At 72.7% G+C, this 21,745-nt stretch carries 21 protein-coding genes; 11 read left to right on the top strand and 10 right to left on the bottom strand.

The genetic code is table 11. The features are described 5' to 3' along the window. Nucleotides 1-28: 28 nt before the first annotated feature. The 9 genes from QI554_RS03485 (at nt 29) to QI554_RS03525 (ending at nt 8,555) form a co-directional block, all read left to right on the top strand. Complete coding sequence (locus QI554_RS03485) at nt 29-739, top strand: DsbA family oxidoreductase (protein WP_281465649.1); 711 nt, start codon at nt 29-31, stop codon at nt 737-739. Between the two features lie 392 nt (nt 740-1,131). Continuing rightward, nucleotides 1,132-1,740, top strand: coding sequence for a MarR family winged helix-turn-helix transcriptional regulator (locus QI554_RS03490; RefSeq protein WP_281465651.1), 609 nt, complete (start codon nt 1,132-1,134; stop codon nt 1,738-1,740). A 117-nt stretch (nt 1,741-1,857) separates the two neighbouring features. After that, nucleotides 1,858-2,250: a YciI family protein gene (locus QI554_RS03495; RefSeq protein ID WP_281465719.1), complete on the top strand. Its 393-nt coding sequence runs from the start codon at nt 1,858-1,860 to the stop codon at nt 2,248-2,250. Nucleotides 2,251-2,261: 11 nt separating this feature from the next. Then, nucleotides 2,262-3,512 (top strand): RNA polymerase sigma factor, encoded by a 1,251-nt coding sequence (locus QI554_RS03500; RefSeq protein ID WP_281465654.1) that lies wholly within the window; start codon nt 2,262-2,264, stop codon nt 3,510-3,512. Between the two features lie 169 nt (nt 3,513-3,681). After that, nucleotides 3,682-4,884 carry a homogentisate 1,2-dioxygenase gene (locus QI554_RS03505; protein WP_281465656.1) on the top strand — a complete coding sequence of 401 codons (1,203 nt, stop codon included), beginning with the start codon at nt 3,682-3,684 and terminating at the stop codon, nt 4,882-4,884. Continuing rightward, the gene (locus QI554_RS03510) at nt 4,881-5,777 is read left to right on the top strand and encodes a hypothetical protein (RefSeq protein WP_281465658.1); all 897 of its coding nucleotides are present in this window, start codon (nt 4,881-4,883) and stop codon (nt 5,775-5,777) included. Before QI554_RS03505 ends, QI554_RS03510 begins: the two co-directional genes overlap by 4 nt. Further along, nucleotides 5,774-6,997 (top strand): fumarylacetoacetase, encoded by a 1,224-nt coding sequence (gene fahA / locus QI554_RS03515; RefSeq protein ID WP_281465661.1) that lies wholly within the window; start codon nt 5,774-5,776, stop codon nt 6,995-6,997. The genes QI554_RS03510 and fahA overlap by 4 nt, the downstream gene beginning before the upstream one ends. Before the next feature lie 151 nt (nt 6,998-7,148). After that, complete coding sequence (locus tag QI554_RS03520) at nt 7,149-7,916, top strand: CoA transferase subunit A (protein WP_281465663.1); 768 nt, start codon at nt 7,149-7,151, stop codon at nt 7,914-7,916. A gap of 3 nt (nt 7,917-7,919) precedes the next feature. Next, complete coding sequence (locus QI554_RS03525; RefSeq protein WP_281465665.1) at nt 7,920-8,555, top strand: CoA transferase subunit B; 636 nt, start codon at nt 7,920-7,922, stop codon at nt 8,553-8,555. Between the two features lie 126 nt (nt 8,556-8,681). On the opposite strand, the gene QI554_RS03530 is transcribed toward QI554_RS03525, so the two are convergent. The 5 genes from QI554_RS03530 to QI554_RS03550 all read right to left on the bottom strand — a co-directional run bounded on the left by QI554_RS03530 (nt 8,682) and on the right by QI554_RS03550 (nt 13,711). After that, nucleotides 8,682-9,638, bottom strand: a complete 957-nt coding sequence (locus QI554_RS03530; RefSeq protein WP_281465667.1) for a hypothetical protein — start codon at nt 9,636-9,638, stop codon at nt 8,682-8,684. Then, complete coding sequence (locus QI554_RS03535) at nt 9,625-10,200, bottom strand: SigE family RNA polymerase sigma factor (protein WP_281465669.1); 576 nt, start codon at nt 10,198-10,200, stop codon at nt 9,625-9,627. The genes QI554_RS03530 and QI554_RS03535 overlap by 14 nt, the downstream gene beginning before the upstream one ends. Nucleotides 10,201-10,316: 116 nt before the next feature. Beyond that, on the bottom strand, nt 10,317-12,383 hold the full coding sequence (locus QI554_RS03540) for a WD40 repeat domain-containing serine/threonine protein kinase (RefSeq protein WP_343230754.1): 2,067 nt from the start codon (nt 12,381-12,383) through the stop codon (nt 10,317-10,319). A 167-nt stretch (nt 12,384-12,550) separates the two neighbouring features. Next, on the bottom strand, nt 12,551-13,135 hold the full coding sequence (locus QI554_RS03545) for a hypothetical protein (protein WP_281465674.1): 585 nt from the start codon (nt 13,133-13,135) through the stop codon (nt 12,551-12,553). A gap of 99 nt (nt 13,136-13,234) precedes the next feature. Next, on the bottom strand, nt 13,235-13,711 hold the full coding sequence (locus QI554_RS03550) for a GtrA domain-containing protein (RefSeq protein ID WP_281465676.1): 477 nt from the start codon (nt 13,709-13,711) through the stop codon (nt 13,235-13,237). Between the two features lie 393 nt (nt 13,712-14,104). On the opposite strand from QI554_RS03550, the gene QI554_RS03555 reads away from it, so the two are divergent. Further along, a complete protein-coding gene (locus QI554_RS03555) occupies nt 14,105-14,305 on the top strand; it encodes an LPXTG cell wall anchor domain-containing protein (RefSeq protein WP_281465678.1) in 201 nt (66 codons plus the stop codon). 39 nt (nt 14,306-14,344) lie between these two features. Here the strand turns inward: QI554_RS03555 and QI554_RS03560 are convergent, their stop codons facing one another. Next, a complete protein-coding gene (locus tag QI554_RS03560) occupies nt 14,345-14,983 on the bottom strand; it encodes a TetR/AcrR family transcriptional regulator C-terminal domain-containing protein (protein ID WP_281465680.1) in 639 nt (212 codons plus the stop codon). A gap of 65 nt (nt 14,984-15,048) precedes the next feature. Here QI554_RS03560 and QI554_RS03565 point away from each other — a divergent pair, with 65 nt between their 5' ends. Next, nucleotides 15,049-16,002, top strand: a complete 954-nt coding sequence (locus QI554_RS03565) for a quinone oxidoreductase family protein (protein WP_281465682.1) — start codon at nt 15,049-15,051, stop codon at nt 16,000-16,002. Here QI554_RS03565 and QI554_RS03570 read toward each other — a convergent pair. From QI554_RS03570 to QI554_RS03585, 4 genes are all read right to left on the bottom strand, one after another. Next, entirely contained in the window at nt 15,999-16,547 is a 549-nt protein-coding gene (locus QI554_RS03570) for a hypothetical protein (protein ID WP_281465684.1), read from the bottom strand. The two genes, QI554_RS03565 and QI554_RS03570, sit on opposite strands and share 4 nt — an antisense overlap. A gap of 74 nt (nt 16,548-16,621) precedes the next feature. Beyond that, entirely contained in the window at nt 16,622-17,581 is a 960-nt protein-coding gene (locus QI554_RS03575; protein ID WP_281465686.1) for a helix-turn-helix domain-containing protein, read from the bottom strand. Between the two features lie 365 nt (nt 17,582-17,946). Continuing rightward, nucleotides 17,947-20,259, bottom strand: coding sequence for an ArnT family glycosyltransferase (locus QI554_RS03580; protein WP_281465688.1), 2,313 nt, complete (start codon nt 20,257-20,259; stop codon nt 17,947-17,949). Further along, entirely contained in the window at nt 20,256-21,572 is a 1,317-nt protein-coding gene (locus QI554_RS03585; RefSeq protein WP_281465690.1) for a bifunctional glycosyltransferase family 2/GtrA family protein, read from the bottom strand. Before QI554_RS03585 ends, QI554_RS03580 begins: the two co-directional genes overlap by 4 nt. Between the last annotated feature and the right edge of the window lie 173 nt (nt 21,573-21,745).

Raw genomic sequence — 21,745 nt, forward strand, 5'->3', positions numbered from 1 at the left:
GGACGACGGAAGAGACGGAGAAGGCAGCATGCGGGTGGAGATCTGGTCCGACGTGTCGTGCCCGTGGTGCTACGTGGGCAAGGCCCGGTTCGAGCGCGGGCTCGCCGCGTTCGCGCACAAGGACCAGGTCGAGGTGGTGTTCCGGTCGTTCGAGCTCGACCCGGAGCGGGCGAAGGGGGACACCGTCCAGGTCCTGCCGATGCTCGCCCGCAAGTACGGCATGAGCCTGGAGCAGGCCCGCCAGGCCGAGGCCCGGGTTGCGGCGAACGCGGAGGACGCCGGGCTGGCGTACCTGACCGAGGGCCGCGACCACGGCAACACCTTCGACATCCACCGGGTGCTGCACTTCGCCGCGACCAAGGACCGGCAGGACGCCCTGATCGACCTGGTGTACCGGGCCAACTTCGCCGAGGAGCGGTCGGTCTTCGACGACGAGTACCTGGTCGAGCTGGCGGTCCGGGCCGGCCTCGACGAGGCCGAGGTGCGGGCGGTGCTCGCGGACGAGTCGGCTTTCGCCGCCGAGGTGCGGGCCGACGAGCGCGAGGCGGCCGAACTCGGCGCGACCGGCGTGCCGTTCTTCGTCCTCGACCGCAAGTACGGCGTCTCCGGCGGCCAGCCCGCCGAGGTCTTCACGCAGGCCCTGGAGCAGGCCTGGGGCGACCGCACGCCGGTGCTGAACGTGGTCGGCGAGGCCCCCGACGGCGCGGTCTGCGGCCCGGACGGCTGCGAGATCCCCTGACGGAGGCATGCCCGGGGTACGGGACGGCGCATGCGCCTGGGCGGACGGCGCGCGGCGCGCCGTCGACCACCCTGTCCCCCCGTTCCCGAGTGGCGGCGGAACCGGTGGTGACCTGACCGTCGTGCGACGGTTCAGCGGCGGTACCCGCACAAGGTGCACTTCCACTTTTTGTTCGGTGGATAGTTCTCGCGGACGAGGTTGTGCGGACCGTTGTTGTTCCTCGGGCACCTGCTGTCGTCACCCACATGGTTGTCCCTGTCCCCGCACGCGGGCGCGAAACCCGCGAGGCGGGCACAACCACGCCCCGGCGCGTTCCGGAACGCGCCGGGGCGCGCCGCGCCTGTGTGGGCGCCCCTACCGGAAGGCGCCCCCGCGCCGCGTAATCTGACGGCGTGCCAGACCCCGCCGCCACCCGCCCCGGCCCGCCCACCCCGCCCCCCGACCCGGACGTTCCCGCCGGTCGGGGCGCCTCGGACGGCCCCGACGGTGTGGACTTCCTGTCCTTCGTCGACTTCGCCGTACGCCGCGCCGCCGCCCGCCAGCCCGGTATCGACACCCATGCGCTGCGCATGGTGCTGCTGCTCAACCGCGTCTCCAACGTCGTCACGTACGACATGGAGTCGGCGGTCCACCGCCCGCACGGCTGGACGTGGTCGGGCTTCCGGCTGCTGAACGTGCTCTGGCTGGCCGGCCCCACCGAGGGCAAGCGCATCGCCGAGATGTCCGGCATGAGCCGCGCCGCGATCTCCAGCCTGGCCAACACGCTGGAGAAGCAGGGCCTGGTGGCACGCGAGCCGTCCGCGCACGACGGCCGTGCGGTGACGCTGCGCCTGACCGCGCAGGGCGAGGCGGCCCTGGCCGACACGTACCGCGAGCAGAACGCCCGCGAGCGCCGCTGGGCGGACGCCCTGACGCCGGACGAGCGCGAGACGCTGACGGCTCTGCTGGGGAAGATCGCCCAGCATGCGGCGACCCGCGACTGGGTCCGCCGCCGGGACTGAGAAAAAACTTTCGGGGAATTCGCCGAGGGCATGTCGAAATCCCGGCGCCGGCTTCTACCTACCCGTGAGAGCGCCAGGGAGGCGCCGCACACGACGAAGGAGACCGCCGTGAAGTACATGCTCCTCATGCAGTTCAGCTCCGCGACCGCCGACTTCCCCGGCATCACGGAGTGGACGCCCGACGAGATCAAGGCGCACATCGCCTTCATGGGCCGGACCAACAAGACCCTGGCCGCCGACGGCGAGCTCGTCGACGCGCAGGGCCTGGCGATGCCGGACACCGCCAAGGTCGTCCGGGCCGGCACGGACGGCGCCGCGGTGGTGACCGAGGGGCCGTTCGCCGAGACCAAGGAGTTCCTGGCCGGCTGGTGGATCGTGGACGTGGAGGACGAGGCCAGGGCGGTCGAGCTGGCCGCGTACATCTCGACCGCGCCCGGTCCGGGCGGGGCGCCGCTGAACATGCCGCTCGAGGTGCGCCAGGTGATGTCCGGGCCGCCCGCGGATCTGTAACCCTGTCGGGCATGGACGCCGTGCCCGTGGACGCGAACCGCCCCGACGACCTGCTGCGCACCCTCGCGCCGCAGGTCGTCGGCGTTCTCACCCGCCGCTTCGGGGACTTCGACACCGCCGAGGACGCCGTGCAGGAGGCGCTGCTCGCCGCCGCCGTGCAGTGGCCGCGTGACGGTCTGCCGGACAACCCGCGCGGCTGGCTGATCCAGGTCGCGAGTCGCCGCATGATCGAGCAGGTGCGCGGTGAGCGGGCCCGGCGCGACCGCGAGGACCTGGCCGCGCGCCGGGAGCCGGCGGGTGTCGTCGCCCCGGCCGCAGACGTGGACGACGCCCAGGGCCGCGACGACACGCTGCTCCTGCTCTTCCTGTGCTGCCATCCCGCGCTGACACCGCCGTCGGCGATCGCGCTGACGCTGCGCTCGGTGGCGGGTCTGACCACGGGGGAGATCGCCGGTGCCTTTCTGGTGCCCGAGGCGACGATGGGCCAGCGCATCAGCCGGGCCAAGCAGAAGATCAAGGCGGCCGGCAGCACGTTCTCGATGCCCGACGCCGACGCCTGGCCGGAGCGGCTCGCGTCCGTCCTGCACGTGCTGTACCTGCTCTTCAACGAGGGCTATGCGGCGTCCGGCGCGGAGCTTCAGCGGGTGGAGCTCGCGCAGGAGGCGATCCGGCTGACCCGTGCCCTGCACGCGCAGCTGCCGGACGACGGCGAGGTCGGCGGCCTGCTGGCGCTGATGCTGCTGGTGCACGCCCGCAGTGCCGCGCGCACCGGGCCCGACGGGGCGCTGGTGCCGCTCGCCGAGCAGGACCGCTCGCTGTGGGACGGCGAGGCCGTGGCCGAGGGCGTCGCGCTCATCACCGAGGCGATGCCCAAGGGCCCGGTGGGCCCGTACCGCGTGCAGGCGGCGATCGCGGCCCTGCACGACGAGGCCCGCACGGTCGAGGAGACCGACTGGCCGCAGATCCTCGCGCTGTACGACGTCCTGGAGCGGGTGGCGCCGAGTCCGGTGGTGACGCTCAACCGCGCGGTGGCCGCCGCGATGGTGCACGGCCCCGAGGCGGGCCTCGCGATCGTGGACGCGCTGGCCGCGGACCCCCTGCTCACGCGTGGCCACCGGCTCTACGTCACGCGCGCTCACCTGCGCGAACGTGCCGGGGACCGGGTGGGGGCCGCAGAGGACTTCCGCGCCGCGGCGGCCCGCACCGCGAGCCTGCCGGAGCGGCACTACCTGACGATAAAGGCGGCCGGTCTGAACGCCTGATTCCGGTTCGGCGGGCCCTCGTCCACCCCTGGTCGCCCGCCCGGGCCGGTGCTACAGTCCCAATTAGTAAAAGGTTTTACAGAGTGCCCCGGCGCGGGGCCTGATTGGGCCCCCCGCGCGCCGGGAACGGGAACCCCGTCCCGGCGAACCAGGAAACAAGGTGTGAGCCATGGCCTACTACCGGCGCCTAGGGTCCGTGCCCCCCAAGCGGCACACCCAGCACCGAACCCCGGACGGGGGCCTGTACTACGAGGAGCTGATGGGCGAGGAGGGCTTCTCCTCCGACTCGTCGCTGCTGTACCACCGCCACATCCCGTCCGCGATCGTCGGCGCGTCGGCGTGGGAGCTGCCCGACCAGGCGACCACCCCCAACCACCCGCTCCTCCCGCGCCACCTCAAGCTGCACGAGCTGTTCCCGGCGCAGGAGTGGAAGGCCGCCGACGTCGTGACCGGGCGCCGCCTGGTGCTCGGAAACGCCGACGTGCGGATCTCGTACGTCGCGGCCGGCGCGCCCAGCGAGCTGTACCGCAACGCGCTCGGCGACGAGTGCGTCTACATCGAGTCCGGCGCGGGTGTCGTCGAGACGGTGTTCGGCGCGCTGACCGTCGGCCAGGGCGACTACGTCGTCCTGCCGCGTGCCACGACGCACCGCTGGGTGCCGACCGGCGACGAGCCGCTGCGCGCGTACTGCATCGAGGCCAACAGCCACATCACGCCGGTCAAGCGCTACCTGTCGAAGTTCGGCCAGCTGCTCGAGCACGCGCCGTACTGCGAGCGCGACCTGCGCGGCCCCGACGAGACGCTGCTGGCGGAGGGCCAGGACGTCGACGTCCTGGTCAAGCACCGCGGGTCGCACGGCGGCCCGGTGGGCACCCGCTACACGTACCCGGAGCACCCGTTCGACGTGGTCGGCTGGGACGGCTGCCTGTACCCGTACGCGTTCAACATCGCCGACTTCGAACCGCTGACCGGCCGCGTCCACCAGCCGCCGCCCGTGCACCAGGTGTTCGAGGGCGACAACTTCGTCATCTGCAACTTCGTGCCGCGCAAGGTGGACTACCACCCGCTGTCGATCCCGGTGCCGTACTACCACTCGAACGTGGACTCCGACGAGGTCATGTTCTACTGCGGCGGCAACTACGAGGCGCGCAAGGGCTCCGGCATCGGCCAGGGCTCGATCTCGCTGCACCCGGGCGGGCACGCGCACGGCCCGCAGCCCGGCGCCTACGAGCGCAGCATCGGCATCGAGTTCTTCGACGAACTCGCGGTCATGGTGGACACCTTCCGCCCGCTGGAGCTCGGCGAGGGCGGCACGGCCGCCGAGGACCCGAAGTACGCGTGGACGTGGTCGGGACGGGGGCCGGAGGCATGAGCGTGAACCCCGCTCCCGGCGTGATCGGCCCGCTGTTCGCCGGCCTGGTCGACGACGCCGCGATCTTCCCGCCCGGCAACCTGCCGGTGCCCGAGGCCGTCGCCGCGCACCGCCGGCACCGCGCCGCGTGGTACGCCGACCTGGTCGGCGCGTTCCTGATCAGCTCGGCCAAGCTGCCGGAGCTCGTCGCGCTGGCCGACCCCGCCGACCCGCTGCGGGTCGTCGTGGTGGTCGCGGGCGGCGCCGACGGGGTCGGCCCCGCCCTGCGCACCGTGCTGGACACGCCGGGCCTGGTGCTGGCCGGCGCCGAGACGGCCGGCGACGTCGCCGCGGTCATCGGGGCGTACCACGAGCACCTGCCCGAGGACCTGTCCGGCGCGATCGAGGTCGTCAACCAGGACGTCACGCGCCTGAAGGCCGACCTCGACCTGATCGCGGCCACCCGGCACCGCGCGAAGTTCCGCACGGGCGGGGTGACGCAGGACGCGTTCCCGAGCCGCTACGCGCTCGCCGAGTTCCTGCGCGAGTGCGCGGTGCGCGGCCTGCCCTTCAAGCTCACCGCGGGGCTGCACAACGCCCTGCACCACACCGACCCCGAGACCGGCCTCGTCCACTACGGGTTCCTCAACATCGTCGAGGCGACCGCGAGCGCGCCCGCCGCGTCCGCCGTCGCGGCCGGCGACGGCCGCGCGTGGGAGTCCTTCGCCGGCACGCTGACGACGGAGTCGGAGCAACTGGCCGCCGACGTCCGCCGCCACCAGCTCCCGCACGCCGCCGAGATCCGCGCCCTGTTCACCGGGTTCGGCAGCTGCAGCGTCGACGAACCCCTCGACGACCTGATCGCCCTCGGCCTCGTCGCCCGCCCCCAGGACCCCAAGGAGGACCGCCCGTGACGTCCACGTGGCTGCCCGTGCCCGCCGACCACCCGTTCGGGGTGCACAACCTCCCGTACGGCGTGTTCACCACCACCGAGGACCCGATTCCGCGCATCGGTGTCGCGATCGGCGAGCACATTCTCGACGTCGGCGGCGTCGCGCAGGCCACCGGCTCGGACCACACGGCGCTCCTCGACGCCGCGACGCTCAACCCGCTCATGGCCGCCGGGCGCCCCGTGTGGACCACGGTGCGCGCCGAGATCACCGCGTGGCTGACCGACGAGCAGTACCGCCGCGAGGTCGAGGAGAACCTCGTGCCGCGGCAGGACGCCACGATGCGGCTGCCGTTCGAACCGGCGGACTACGTCGACTTCTACTCGTCCGAGTACCACGCGACCAACCTCGGGAAGATCTTCCGGCCGGACTCCGAGCCGCTGACCCCGAACTGGAAGCACCTGCCGATCGGCTACCACGGCCGCTCGGGCACGCTCGTGGTCTCCGGCACCGGCATCGTGCGCCCGTCGGGCCAGCGCAAGGCGCCTGCGGACGCCGCACCGTCGTTCGGGCCGTCGCTCCGGCTCGACATCGAGGCCGAGGTCGGCTTCGTCGTCGGCACCCCCACCGAACTGGGCACGCCCGCCGAGCTCGCCGACTTCCGCAGCCACGTGTTCGGCGTCTGCCTGGTCAACGACTGGTCGGCGCGCGACATCCAGGCGTGGGAGTACGTGCCGCTCGGCCCGTTCCTCGGCAAGTCGTTCGCCACGTCGGTCTCGCCGTGGATCGTGCCGCTGGACGCCCTCGGGCACGCGTGGGTCAGCCCCCCGGTCCGCGACGTCGAGCCGCTGCCCTACCTCGACGACCGGCTGACCGAACGCGCGGGCCTGGACCTGGACATGGAGGTCGTGCTCAACGGGCACACCGTGTCGCGGCCGCCGTTCAAGACCATGTACTGGACCGCCGCGCAGCAGCTCGCGCACATGACGGTCAACGGGGCGTCGCTGCGCACCGGCGACTTCTACGCGTCCGGCACGGTCAGCGGCCCCGAGGTCGAGCAGCGCGGCGCGTTCATCGAGCTCACCTGGAACGGCCAGAACCCGGTCAAGCTCCCCGACGGCTCCACGCGCGCGTTCCTCGAGGACGGCGACGAGGTCGTCATCAGCGCGACCGCTCCGGGCCCGAACGGGACCCGGGTCGGCTTCGGCGAGGTCGCCGGGCGCATCCTGCCCGCGCGGACCTGACCCGAGAGCCGGTACAGGCACCGACGCGCACCCGGGTGGCCCCCATCCGCCCGGGTCCGCGCTGCTCGAAGCGAAACAGCGGAAACAGCGGAAACAGCGAGACAGCGCAACCAACCCTCACCCCACCCCCACCCGGCACATAAGGACTCCCATGGACAAGGTGGTCGCCTCGGCGACCGACGCGGTCGCGGACATACCCGACGGCGCGTCGGTCGCGGTGGGCGGATTCGGACTGTGCGGCATCCCGTCCGTCCTCATCCAAGCGGTCTACGAGCAGGGCGCGACCGACCTCGCGGTCGTGTCCAACAACTGCGGCGTCGACGGCCTCGGCCTCGGCGTGCTGCTGGGCGCGCGCCGCATCGCGCGCGCGACCGGCTCCTACGTCGGCGAGAACAAGGAGTTCGCCCGCCAGTACCTGGCCGGCGAGATCGAGCTCGAACTCACCCCGCAGGGCACCCTCGCCGAGCGCCTGCGGGCCGGCGGCTGCGGCATCCCCGCCTTCTTCACGCCGGCCGGCGTCGGCACGCAGGTCGCCGAGGGCGGACTGCCGTGGCGGTACGACGCCGAGGGCAACGTCGCGGTCGCGTCCCCGCCCAAGGAGGTGCGCACCTTCGACGGCGTGGACTACGTCCTCGAGCGGGCCATCACCACCGACTTCGCGCTGGTGCGCGCGGCCCGCGGCGACACGCACGGCAACCTGGTCTTCGACCGCTCGGCGCGGAACTTCAACCCGCTCGCGGCGATGGCCGGACGCATCACGATCGCCGAGGTCGAGGAGATCGTCCGGCCCGGCGAGCTGGACCCGGACGAGATCCACCTGCCGGGCGTCTTCGTCCAGCGCGTGGTGCCGCTGACCTGGGAGCAGGCGGCGGACAAGCACATCGAGAAGCGCACCATGCGCGCGGTGGGGGCGAAGTAGCTCATGGCCTGGACACGCGACGAGATGGCGGCCCGCGCGGCCGCCGAACTCACCGACGGCGCCTACGTCAACCTCGGTATCGGCCTGCCGACGCTGGTGCCCAACTTCATCCCCGACGGCGTCGAGGTGGTGCTCCAGTCGGAGAACGGCCTGCTGGGCGTGGGGCCTTACCCGTACGTCTACGACGTCGACCCGGACCTGATCAACGCCGGCAAGGAGACCGTCACGCTGGTGCGCGGCGCGAGCGTGTTCGACTCGGCGCTGTCGTTCGGCATGATCCGCGGCGGCCACATCGACGCCGCGATCCTCGGTGCGATGCAGGTCTCCGTGACCGGTGACCTGGCCAACTGGACCATCCCCGGCAAGATGATCAAGGGCATGGGCGGCGCGATGGACCTGGTCCACGGGGCGCGCAAGGTCATCGTGCTGATGGACCACGTCGCCAAGGACGGCTCGCACAAGATCGTCGACGAGTGCACGCTGCCGCTGACCGGCAAGGCGTGCGTGCAGCGGATCATCACCGACCTCGGCGTCCTCGACATCACCGAGGACGGGCTGCGGCTGGTCGAACTCGCCCCGGGTGTGGGCGAGGACGAGATCCGCGAGAAGACCGGGCCGAAGATCCTTCCGAGGGACTGACCTTCGCGGGACGCACAGCACGACGGGCTTTCCCGGCGCACGAAGGCGCCCGGGGAACGGCGGTGAGGCCGCGCCGTTCCCCGGGCGCCGTCGCTTCTGCGGGGCCGTACGGGCTTGCGGAGCCGGCTACTTCGCGGAGCCGCCCACGCCCATGTCCGGAAGGTCCACGAGGGTCTTCCCCGCGCCGTCGGCGATCGTGACGCGCACGCTGCCGTTGTGGCCGTCGGCGGCCGGGACGGCGAGCACGGCGAGTTGCCCGTCCGTCGCGGGCACCTGCTTGAGCACGACGGGAGCCTTGCCGCCGTCCGAGAAGCTCGCCGTGCCGGACGTCGCGCCCGTCTCGACGACCGCGAACACGATCGTGCCGATCGCGGGCCCGCCCGGCCGGCCGGGGCCGGTCGGCGGAACGACCACCCGCAGCGAGCCCGTGTTCACCGCGCTCCCGGGCACTCCGCGGACGAAGTGCGGCTGCTCGCCGCAGCCGCCGCCCCCGGCGGTGTTGACGACCGCGCCGTCCACCAGGACGTAGAAGCTCTCGCAGTACCCTGTGCGCTTCGTGCTTCCGGAGGTGGGCAGGTCCCCGAGGGCGGTCGGCCCCACCGGGGCGTCGTATTCGCCGTGGGTGCGCAGCCGGACGAACTCCCAGTGGTGCCCGGCCCATTCACCGGTCGCGACGGTGGCGCGGCCGAGCCCGTCGGAGGTCGTCGAGTCCTTCGGGGGGATCGACACCTTGAGCGGATCCGTCGGCTGCGCAACGTCGGCCGGGGTCTCCGGGGACCCGGTCGCCGCGGGGGCGGACGTGCCCGGCACCGCCGTCGAGCCGGGCAACGCCTTCGCCGTGCCGCCGCCTCCGCCGCCCGTGAGCGCGACAGTCGCCACGACGGCGGCCGCGGTCGCCGCCGACGCGGCACAGGCGGCCAGGGACGTCCTGCGGCGGCGGATGCCGCGGCGGCGTGCGTCGATCCGCTGGACGTTCGGCGGCGCGACGAGCAGGTCGCCCGCGTGGGCGGTCAGCCTTCCGCGCAGCCACTCCTCCCCGGTCTCGCCTCCGACGCCGTGCGTGTGGTGCTCAGAGCCGGCCATGCTGCCCTTCCTTTCCGGTGGTTGACTGGAGTTCGGTGCCGGAGGCGGATACGGACACCGGGACCGGGGCGACGTCCGCGAGAGCGGGATCGGAGCGCAGTTTCGCCAGGCCGCGCGCCGCCTGGCTCTTGACCGTCCCGACCGAGCACCCCATGATCAGCGCGACCTCGGCCTCGGGCAGGTCCTCCCAGTAGCGCAACACGACCGCGGCGCGCTGACGCGCCGGCAAATTCACCAACGCCGCGCGCAGGGCGTCCCGTTGGTCGATGCCCGGTATCGGGTCGGGCCCCGGCACGTCCGGCGGCGTGGTCCCGAACAACAGCTGGGGGACCTTGCGGCGGAAACGGTTGTTGTTGCAGTTCACCAGAATCCGGCGCACGTACGCGTCGGGCCGTTCGCTGGCCTGGATCCGCCGCCACGCCGCCCCGGCCCGTGCCAACGCGGTCTGCACCACGTCCTCGGCTTCCGCGTAGTCGCCGGTCATCAGGTACGCGGTGCGTACCAGCCGCGCCCACTGGGACTGCACGAACTCGTGGAACGCGGCTTCGTCGTCAGGTTTCAACCCGCACCTCCTCACCCAGGCAAACCCGGACCCGGGGCGCCCACGTTGCACGGCGGGGGAGGGAACCTGCGGAGGTGTGGGATTCGCGGGCGGGTCCGGCCCCACCCGGACGGATGTCAGACGGAGGTTCTGACGAGGTACCACATGTTCACGGTCTTGGACTTCGCCTCGTTCGCGACCACGAAGTAGTCGTCGAGCGTGAACGCGAGCGACGTGGGGCCGTTCTGCGTCTCGGCGATCTTCGTGGACCCGCCGGTGTCCGGGTTGAAGACGGTGACTCCGGACGAGCCGTACGCCGCCGCCAGCATGTCGCCCGCGCGGTTGACCGCGACCAGGTTGACGGCCATGCGGTCGGCGGGGACCGGGATGCTGAACGACGTGGTGATCCGGCGGGCTTCGGTGTCCCACAGCGCCACGGTGCCGTCCTGGTAGCCGACCGCGAGCGAGCCCTTCAGCGGGCGGTAGGCCAGCGAGTGCACGCTGCCGTGCTGAGCGGTGAGCCTGGCGATCTCGGTGCGGCTTTCCACGTCCACCATGGCGACCGAGTCGCCCGCGCCCACGGCGAGCGCCTTGCCGTCCGGGCGGAAGGCGACACGGCAGTTGCCGCCCGCCTGCGACGGGAACGAGGCGATCAGCGTGCGTTGCGGGACGTCCCACAGGCCGACCTTGCCCTGCAGCGAGCTGCCGCCGGCCAGCAGACGGCCGTCCGGGCTGAACGCGAGCGATCCGGGGGTGTCGCCGATTCCGGGGAGTGTGCCGATCCTCTGCCGGCGGCGCCGATCCCACAGTTCGAGGCCGGTCAGGAGGCCGGCGGCCAGGATGTCGCCGGACGGGCTGTAGGCGAGCGAGTAGACGGACGTGGGGCCGGTCTCCAGGGTCGTGTCCACGCCTCCGGTGGCGGTGCGCAACTGGACGCCGGTGCCGCCGACGGTGACCAGACCGGTCGGGCCGATCGTGAAGCACGCCACCTCGAAGTCGGCGTTGAACGACGACGGGCGGGCGAGGGCGACCGGCGGCGGCGCCGACGGCACGCGGGCAGCGCCCGAGGGGGAGGGGGATCCGGGGCCCGGGGCGCTCGCGCCGCCCTTGTCGTCCTTGTCGCCCTTGTTGGACGACGACATCGCCCACCACGCGGGCACACCCGCCGCAGCGGCGACCGCCCCGACGCCGGCGACCAGGACGGTGCGCCGTCGCACGCGGCCGGTGCCGCGTCGGGCGGGGGATCCTTCGACGGGCCATGCCGGTACCGGTTCGGTCGGTTGCGGCTGTGTGGGCAGCGCGTCGGCGGGGACGCCCGACGTCGCGGGCCCCATGGCCGGGTGCCCGACCGCCCCTGCGACAACCGCCGCCGCGACGTCGGCCTCGCACGCGGCCAGCCGGTCGGCGACCTGACGCGCCGTCTGGGGGCGTGCGGCGGGCTCGCGTTCGAGGAGGTCCGCGACAAGTCCGACCAACGCGTCCGGGAGACCGGGGCGCACGGTGTCCAGCCGCGGCGCCGGGTGCTCGACCTTCGCGCGCAGCAGCACCAGCGGGCTCTGGCCCGTGAACGGCGGACGGCCCGCCAGCATGGCGAACAGCACGCCGCCCAGCGCGTACAGATCCGAGCGGGCGTCGCCGCGCTCGTCGTCGAACTGCTCGGGGGCGGCGTACGCGGGCGTGCCCGCCGGGGACAGCTCCGACGACAGCGCCACCGAGTACACGGCGTCGACGAACCCCGCGACGCCGAAGTCGACCACCTTCGCGACGCCGCCCGGCGTCATCATGATGTTCTGCGGCTTGATGTCGTAGTGCACCACGCCCGCGTCGTGCGCGGCGGCCAGCGCGTCGCACACCTGGCGCGCGACGGCGACCGCGTGCGCCGGGTGCAGCGGCCCCCGCTCGCGGACGACGCCGGCGAGGTCCCGGCCCTCGACCCGCTCCATCACCAGGTACAGCAGGTCGCCGTGCCGGCCCCGGTCGTACAGCGCGACCACGTTCCGGTGGTTGATCTGCGCCGCCGCCACCGCCTCGCGCTCGAACCGCTTCGGCAACGCGGAAGACATGCCCGGGTCCAGTCGCAGCAGCTTCACCGCCACCTCACGGCGCAGACTTTTGTCCCGAGCGGCCCACACCTCTCCCATGCCGCCCTGCCCCAGCAACCGCGTCACCTTGTACCGCCCGGCGATCGCATCCCCCGGCCTCACACGCTCCCCCGCTCTTCCCCCGCTCTCCGATGATCACCGCGACCGTACACCGCGCGCCGTCGGTGCCCTTTTGTCCTGCGGTGAGCGTCGCGTGCGGCGGATTACTTCCGGGTGCTGGTGCAGTACTTCGGGCCGCGGGCAAGCCTGACCGCGGTGCGGCGGGTCCGTCAGTCGGTGATGAACCAGTTGCCGTTCATGAACTCGAGGGTGTAGTCGCCCAGATCGTCCGACGTGAACGTGACGGACGCCTTGACCGCGGCCGCCGGGACCTCCACCTTGGCCGAGCCCTGCACGGTGACCTTGGCCGCGTCGATCGTCGCCGACTGCAGGGCCTGCTTCTGCGCCGGCGGGATCAGCTTGAGCATCCCGGTGAACGACGACTTGCAGTCGCCCATCCCCATGCCCTCCGCCTTCTTCGCGGCCGGGGCGGCGATCTCGCAGGCGGTGGTGAGGTCTTCGCGGCCGAGCGCGCGGAGGTACTGCTCGAAGCGCTGCAATGCGCCGGCCGTGGTCTGCGTGCCGGTGGATCCGGGCGGCGTCGACGAGGCCTTGCCGGCGGACGGGGTGGCGGACGGGGCCGCGGACGTCGGCGGCGCCACGGGAGCCGGCGACGTCGCGGGCGCGGGCGCCGGGGCGGACACGGGCGCGGAGGACGCGGCCGCGGGCGAGGCGGAGGCCTTGTCCTTCGAGTCGTCGCTGCACGCGGTCACGGCGAGGAGGCCGCAGACCGCCACGGCCAGAAGTGCACGCACGAGGAGCTCCCATCAGCGACGACGAAGCCGCCGATGCTACCGGCAGTGGGGGCGACGGCACGGTGGCCGGACGGCCGCCGCCTCCGTGCGGGCGACCAACTAGGCCACCACGACCAGCGCGTCGCGGGTGAGGACCGGGGCGGCGACGACCGTCGTCCTGGGCGCGGTACGCCGGGTGCGGGCCGTCATGATGAACCGCAGGGCGAGGAACCTGACGATCCCGGCGGCCGCCGACGCGCTCAGGTACACCGCCTGCTGCGTCAGCACGCCCGCGCCCGGCTGGACCTCGTCCAGTCCGAGCATCGCGGCGGTCGTGAACAGGTAGGCGCCGAGCGCCGTTCCCGCCGACTGCAGGTGGACGCTCTTGGCGGCCCGCCCCTCCCGGAACGTGAACCGGCTGTGCAGCTCGGTCGCGAGCACCGTCGACACGATGGTCACGAACGCGTTGGCTATCGGCATCGCGAGCCACCACGAGAGCACCACCAGAGCACCGCTGGAGAGCAGCCCGGTACCGCCGCCGAAGACGACGAAGCGGGCGAACGAGGCGATCAGACCGGGCCTGCGGGTCGCGCTCATGGGTCCTACCTCTCCGACAGCGGGGCCCGGGGTGTGGGCCGGGTGCCGGAGCGTGTCCCCCGACTGCCTCAAACCTATGAGGCCTAGATCGCCCGCGAATCGGTCATGTGTAGGTACTTCGTGTACTGCGAGGGGAGGAGCGCACGTGATCACACCTCCTCCTGGCGGTGTGCGGCCGTCGGGGTGGACATCTCGGGCGAACGAGTGGACGCGTTTCGGCACGCGCTCATCCAGGCCGCGTTTTTCACAACCTGTGATGGTTTGTCCTCGACGGTCACCGCGACGGACGGAGAGTCCATGGCCTCGTTGCCCGGAGGTACCCCACGCCGACCCCTAGGGGTCACCCCGACCCGCCGCCGGGCCCGACACGCAGGCGCGACAGCGGTGTTGGCCGTGGGCGCGCTGTCCGCCGGGCTGCTGCTGGTCGCGGGTGCGGGGGAGAGCGCCTCCGCGTCGTCCGCGCCTCGGTCGCTGCCGCGCACCGGCTTCGCCGCCGCGCTGGCCGCGGTCATCGGCGTCGCGCTGATCGTCGCGGGCGTCCTGACCGTCATCGCGACGCGCCGCCGGGAGACGTTCGACGACTCGGACGACTGAGCCTCCGCGCACCCGGAGTTCGGCCCGCTCACAGGCCTTTCACGGTGCGTCGAGTTCGCGCTCCAGGCCGGCCAGCAGCACCCTCAGCCCGAACGCGAACCGCTCGTCGAAGCCCTGGTGCAGCACCGGGCCCGCCTGGTGGGTCAGCGGATAGCGTGACGTGTCGAGGCGCGCCGCGCGGGTGTCCGAGGCGTAGCGGGCGTCCTGCTGCCCGGGTGTCGGGCGTACGGCCTGTTCCTCGATGGTGAAGCCGACCACGTAGCTGTTGACCAACCCCCAGGCCCGCGCGGCGTCCACGGGCGTGAAGCCGGCGTCGACGAGGACGGCGAGCGGGGCCTCGAGGCGGCTCAGCAGGGTGTCGTCGGTGATGTACGTGCCGCTGAAGACCTTGGCGCCGTCGCGGTAGCGCAGCAGCGCCGCGCGGTGTCCGGTGGCCATCCGTGTGATCCAGTCCTGCCACGGGAGTTCGCCCGGCGGGGCTTCGGGCGGCGGCATGTCGCGCAGCATCGTGGTGGCCATCTCGTCGAGCAGCGCGGCCTTGTTCTTGACGTGCCAGTAGAGCGTCGGCGCCTGGACGTCGAGCTTGGCGGCGAGCTTGCGCAGCGTCAGGCCGTCGAGGCCGACCTCGTCGAGGAGTTCCAGGGCGGCGCGGATCACGCGGTCGCGGTTGACAGTCATGGCGAGCCTGACTCTAACATCGTTCGAGCATTCCCTAACGTTGTTAGAGAGAGTGGGAGACCGCCATGCGCGCAGCCGTGCTCGACTCCTTCGGGGCCGTGCCCCGCTACGGATCCTTCGCCGACCCGACCCCGGCCCCCGGCCTCCGCGTCGTGCGGGTCGAGGCCGCCGGCCTCCACCCGGTCGTCCGGGCCCTGGCCGGTGGCGGCCACTACGGCAGCGGCGGCGAACTGCCGCAGATACCAGGGCTCGACGGCGTCGGGCGGCTGGATGACGGCACGCGGGTGTACTTCGGGTTCGCCCAGGCGCCGTACGGCTCGATGGCCGAACTGTCGCTCGCCGCCGACGGGTGGATGTGCCCCGTACCGGACGGGCTCGACCCCGCCGTCGCGGCCGGACTCGCCAACCCCGGCTTCGCCGCGCACCTCGCGCTGCACTGGCGGGGCCGGGTCGCGCCGGGGGAGACCGTGCTCGTGCTGGGTGCCACCGGGGTGTCCGGCCGGCTGGCGGTGCAGCTCGCCCTACGCGCGGGCGCGGGCCGCGTCATCGCCGCCGGGCGCGACCCCGAGGCCCTCGAACTCGCCCGCGAGCTGGGCGCGCACGCCACCGTGCGGCTCGGCTCCGCCGACGACGCGGCCGCGATCGTGGCCGCCGCGGACGGCGACCTGCACGTCATCGTCGACTACGTCTGGGGCGCCCCGGCCGAGGCCGCGATCGCCGCGGTCCGCCGCACCGGCATGTCCCGGACCGCGCCCGACGTCCGCCTGGTCCAGGTCGGCCAGAAGGCCGGCCCGACGGTCGCGCTCCCCGCCGACGTGCTGCGCGGTTCGGGCCTCACGATCTCGGGCACCGGCGGCGGCACCACGCCGCCCGACCTGATGCTCGACGCCATCCAGAACGTGTTCGCCCTGGCGGCGGACGGTTCGCTCCGCTTCGACGTGGAGCGGGCGCCGTTGGCGGACGTCGCCGAGGTGTGGAAGACCGACCGGAGCGGTCTGCGGACGGTCCTGACGCCTTAGCCGTCCAGCGACTCGGGACGATCCGACTCTGCGTCCTGGCGATTCCCGGCGGCGAGGGCGGCGGCGTGCTCTTCGGCCAGGTCCAGGATCCGTCCCACCCGCTTGGCGAGCTCGTCCGCATCGGAACCGCGCTGCAGCGTGTGCAACAACACGCATCCGGACGCGATTTCAACGCGCATGGCATGGAACTGCTCGGTCGGGGTCCAGAGATCGGTGAGGGAGTCGAACTCGGCCAGCAGCTCCTCGCGACCGCGTCCCGTGGCGGTTTCGAGCCGCGCCAGCAGCTGATCGCTGAACATCATGCCGATCACCACATGCCGGCTCAACTCGGCTATCAGCGCTTCGTCGAGCGACGGCCTGTCCCTTCGATCGCGCCACTTGGTGCGTGGCGACGCCGGTTCGGCGGCGAAGTGCTTGCGCACCGTCCGGTCGCGCAACTCCTGCAGCATGCCGACCGCTTCGTCCACGCCGGTCAGCGCGTGCTCCGAGTCGCTGCTCCGCAGGGCACGCGACCAACGAGCGGACGTGTTCTCGATCCAACCCATCCCGGCACCATAGAGCCGCACTTGGGCGCGCCGCGGGTGCGGCTTGCCAACATCGGGCCTGGAACCGGTCAGGGTTACGCCGCCCCGTCCCGCATCCTGCGCCATTCCCTCGGTGTCACGCCGTACTCCGCCCGGAACCGCTTGGCGAAGTGTGTCGGGTCGGCGAAGCCCCAGCGCCGGGCCACCATCGCGATCGGGCGGGCGGCGAGCTGCGGGTCGGCGAGTTCGCGGTGGGCGCCGCGCAGGCGTTCGGTGATCGTCCACTGCTGGAGGCTGAAGTCGGCCTGCGCGCAGATCTTGTAGAGGTAGCGCACGGAGATGTTGTGCGCGGCGGCGATGCGGGCGGGCGTCAGGTCCGGGTCGCCGAGGTTGCCGCGCACGTAAGCCCGCACCCGGGTCAGCAGCGTCTCGGCGAGCACCTGCCGCGCGGCCGGTGCCTGTCCCGCCGCCGACACCAGTGCGGCGCGGGCGAGTTCGACGGTGGCCGCGCCCAGTTCGGTGGCCGCGGGGTCGGCCGCGAGCCGTTCGCCGTCGGCGACAAGGCGTCGGATGTGGCCGGCGACGAGCGCCAGCATTGCGGCGTTCTGCGGCCCGGTGAGGGCGCGCCGGGCCAGGTCGACAGGGACGGCGAGGGCGTCCACGGGGACCTGCAACGTGGCCGACTCGCCGCTTCCGGACCACGCGAAGTCGTACGCGGCGGCCAGGTCCACGAGGAGCAACTCGCCCGGCGGGGCCACCCGTTCGTGGGCGAACTGGGCGAACCGGCCGGGTGCGCGCTCTTGGACGTGGAAGGAGATGACCGGCATCGCGTCCTGCCGCGCCTGCTTGGCGGTGCGCACCAGGCGGAACCCGGACGAGGTGGTCTTGAGGACGGTCGCGTCGCCCAGTTGCCAGCCCTCCATGCGCGTACGCGGGGCGTCGTCGGGGTCCTCGAGGATGACGTGGCACGGCGCGGACGCCTCGATCATCGCCGTGTGGACGGCCGCCGCGCGATCCCCGCGCGGCAGCGCGTCGGTGTCGATGAGCACTGCCATGCCCCGACCTCCCTGCCCGACCCCGGGACGCCCGCCGACGTCCTCGTCGGCACAGTGTGCCAACCGCGCGCCAACCATGTGCACGGCCAGCCGTAGACCGTGCGCGCACAACCAAGTACACCGCGAAACGGCGCCCTAGTGTCAGGTTCGCGGCGAACGCGGGGTGGCGGCCCCGCCATGCTGTGCGGCGCGTCCGGTGTGGGCGAAAGACGCGTCCGGTGCCGGCCCCTTGGCGGATCCGCGCGTGGATCAGCTGCCTGACCGGGGACTCCTGGCGGCGGACGCACGTGGGTCGCGGCCTTCACCCAGGCCGCGACCCACATGCCGTTCGTGCCGCTATGTGCTTGCCGTACTCGGGGCTGGGATCACGCGTTGGTGGCCTGCACCGCCCCGGTCCCGCTGCTCGCGCCGCTCGCGAGCGGCTGCGTCAGGTCGTACAGCGTGACGCCGTCGACGGTGGTGGACGTGAACGAGGACGTCACCCACGAGCTGATCTGCTGCGAGGCGTTGCTGCCTCCCATGCTGCCGCCCATCATCCCCTGGCCTCCGCCGATGAAGTAGTGGATCTTGCCCTCGGCGACCAGCTTCTTGAACTGCTCGAGCGTCGGCGACGGGTCGCTGCCGTTGAAGCCGCCGATCGGCATGACCGGTTCGCGGGTGGCGAGTTGGTAGCCGGACGCGTTCTGCGAGCCGATGGCCGCGGCGACCCACGTGTACTTGCCGGCGTCCTTCTTCAGGGTCGCGGTGACCTCCTTGCTGGACGTACTGCCGTTGAGCAGGCCGCCGGGGCCGCCGCCCTTGCCGCTGGTGCCGCCGGGGAAGCCCTGTCCGCCGGGTCCCTGCGGCCCGCCGGTGTTCGGCTGCGCGCCGCCGCCGGGCTGGTTCGGGCCGGGCTGGAAGCCGTTCTGGCCGGGCACGCCGCCCTGCGGTCCGCCCTGGCCGGGCACGCCGCCCTGGCCCTGGTTGCGGCCCTGCCCCGGGATCTGCCCCTGGTTCTGCCCCTTGCCCTGACCCGGCGGGGTCCCGTTCGGGGTGATGATCATCATGCCGGGGCCGGGCGAGAAGCCCTCCATGCCCGGCGGGATCCGCATCCCCGGCATGCCGAAGGCGCCGCCCGGTCCCGCGGTCGGGATCGAACCGGTGTGCGGCGTGGTCACGGTCGCCCAGGTGTACGCCGCGGGCCCGGCCAGCACCGTCGCCACCGCGAGCCCGGCAGCCGCCGTCACCAGCAGCCGCGCCCGCAGCCACACCGTGGCCAGGATCGCGACCGCCGCGAGCACGCCGCCGACCAGCACCGCGTACCGCAGCCAGCCGTGCCAGTCCGGCGTGCGGTCGAGCAGCCGGTACGCCCACCACGCCGACCCGGCGACGGTCAGCGCCAGGAACAGCGCGGCCTTCCACGACTTCCGCTTCTCCCACAGCAGGACGCCGCCCATGCCGACCAGCGCTCCGATCGCGGGGGCCAACGCCACGTCGTAGTAGGCGTGGAAGATGCCCTTCATGTAGCTGAACACCAGCATCGTGGTCAGCAGCCAGCCGCCCCACAGCACGAACGCGGCGCGCTGTCCGTCGACCAGCTTGCGGCGGCGGGTGATCCACAGGCCGGCGACCAGCAGCGCCAGCGCGGCCGGGATGAGCCACGAGACCTGGCCGCCGTTGTCCGCGTTGAACATGCGGTCCCAGCCGGTCTCACCCCAGCCGCCTCCGCCCCTGACCATCTTCGGTCCGCCGCCGGGCATGGCGGCGGCGCCTTCCGGCAGCTGCATGCGCGGTCCGCCGCCCCCGACGCTGCCCGTCTCGTCGCCGTTGAGGCGGCCCAAGCCGTTGTAGCCGAGGGTGAGTTCGAGGATCGAGTTGTGCTGCGAGCCGCCGATGTACGGACGCGACGAGGCCGGCCACAGCTCGACGGTGAGGATCCACCAGCCTGCCGCTGCCACCATCGCGCCGCCCGCGTACAGGAGTTGCCGGACGCGGCGCCACCAGCCGGTCGGCGCGAACAGCAGGTAGGTCAGCGCGAACGCGGGCAGCACCAGGAACGCCTGGAGCAGCTTGGTGATGAACGCGAATCCGATGAACACCCCCGCCCACACGAGCCACTTGGTGGAGGCGTTCTCCTGGGCGCGCAGCACCGCGTACGCCGCCGCGACCATGAGCAGCACCAGCAGCGCGTCCGGGTTGTTGAAGCGGAACATCATCGCGGCCACCGGCGTGAGCGCCATGACCGCGCCCGCGAGCAGGCCCGCGGCCGCGCTGAACTTCCGGCGCACCGCCAGGTAGAGCAGGCCGACGGCCGCGACGCCCTCGAGCGCCTGCGGGACCAGCATGCTCCACGTGTTGAGGCCGAAGACCCGCGCCGACAGCTCCATGACCCACAGCGAGGCCGGCGGCTTGTCGACGGTGATGGAGTTCGCGGCGTCGGAGGAGCCGAACAGGAACGCCTTCCAGCTCTCGGTGCCGGCCTGGATCGCCGCCGAATAGAAGGAGTTCGACCACCCGGACTCGCCGAGGCTGTAGATGTACAGGAAACCGGTGACCAGCAGCAGGCCCAGCAGTGACGGACGGACCCAGCGCGGGTCGTCCTCGCGGCCGCGCACGAAGCGGACCGCCCAGCCTCTGATGATCTGGGGTTCCGTCAGGCGTGGTACCTCGACGGCGGGTTCGGGGTGGATCGCGGTCATCGGGAGACCTCGGAGTCGGTGTCGGAACGAACATCGGACGGGACATCGGAAGGGACATCGGAAGGCGCCTCGGCGGCGCCGGAACGGGCGGCGCGGAACACCCACACGCGCAGCAGCAGGAACCGCACCAGCGTCGCCAGCGCGTTCGCGGCGACCAGCACGGCGAGTTCGACGGAGTGCGAGGCGCCCGGCGCCGCGACGTGCAGCAGGCCGAGCGCGAGGCTGGTCAGCACCAGCCCGATGACGAACGCCAGTCCGCCCTGGGCCTGGTGGCGCAGCGCGTCGCCGCGCCCGCGCACGCCGAACGTGAAGCGCCGGTTCGCGGCGGTGTTGCCGACCGCGGTGACCAGCAGGCTCAGGGCGTTCGCGGGCAGCGCCGGCATCATGCCGCGCAGCAGCGCGTACAGCACGATGTAGGCCAGCGTGCTCATGATCCCGACGAGCGCGAAGCGCGGCAGCTGGCGCCGCATGCCGCTGGGGAGTTCGGCGGCACGGGTGCGGGCCGACATCGGGGCGCGGAAGGTTCCGGCGACCATGCGGCGGCCGACCCTGGCCATGCCGCGCAGGTCGTCGACGGCGGTGCGCAGCACGTCCACCCGGCTGTCCGGGTCGTCGACCCAGTCGACCGGGACCTCGTGGATGCGCATCCCGGACCGCTGTGCCAGCAAAAGGAGTTCGGTGTCGAAGAACCACGCCTCGTCCTCGACGAGCGGCAGCAGCTCCTGCACGACCTCGGTGCGGGCGGCCTTGAAGCCGCACTGCGCGTCCGAGAACCGGGCGGCGAGCGTCGCGCGCAGCAGCAGGTTGTAGCCGCGTGACACGAACTCCCGCTTCGGGCCGCGCACGACGTCGGAGCCGCGCGACAGCCGGCTGCCGATCGCGAGGTCGCTGTGGCCGCTCAGCAGCGGGGCGACGAGCGGGAGGAACGCGCCGAGGTCGGTGGACAGGTCGACGTCCATGTACGCGACGACGTCCGCGTCACTGGCCGCCCACACGCGGCGCAGCGCCCGGCCCCGGCCCTTCTGGTCCAGGTGGACGGCGCGCACGTGGGGCAGGCGCGAGGCGAGCGTGGTGGCGACCCGCCACGTCTCGTCGGTGCTGGCGTTGTCGGCGACGGTGATCCGGAAGGCGTACGGGAACTCCGCCAGCAGGTAGGCGTGCAGGCGCCGGACGCTGCGCTCCAGCACGTGCTGCTCGTTGTAGACCGGGACCACCACGTCGACCAGCCGCTGACGGCGGCCGGTGTGGTGCGGTGGTGCGCCGGGCGGCTCGGGCGCGTCGGCGCTGGTGTCGAGTGCGGTCGAGTGGTTCATGCGCCATACGTTCCGGGCGCGTGCTGGGAGCGGTCTGAGCCGAGTCTTAACGTCGGATGAGAAACCGGGGACGGGCCGGGGGCGGGCTCACCGACGGGCCGGCGGACGGGCCGCCGTGACGGACGGTTACCGGCCCGTAGCACGCCCTTCACCTGCCCGTCAACACGAACTGC

This window comes from Yinghuangia seranimata, from assembly GCF_029953285.1.
Taxonomy (GTDB): Bacteria; Actinomycetota; Actinomycetes; order Streptomycetales; family Streptomycetaceae; genus Yinghuangia; species Yinghuangia seranimata.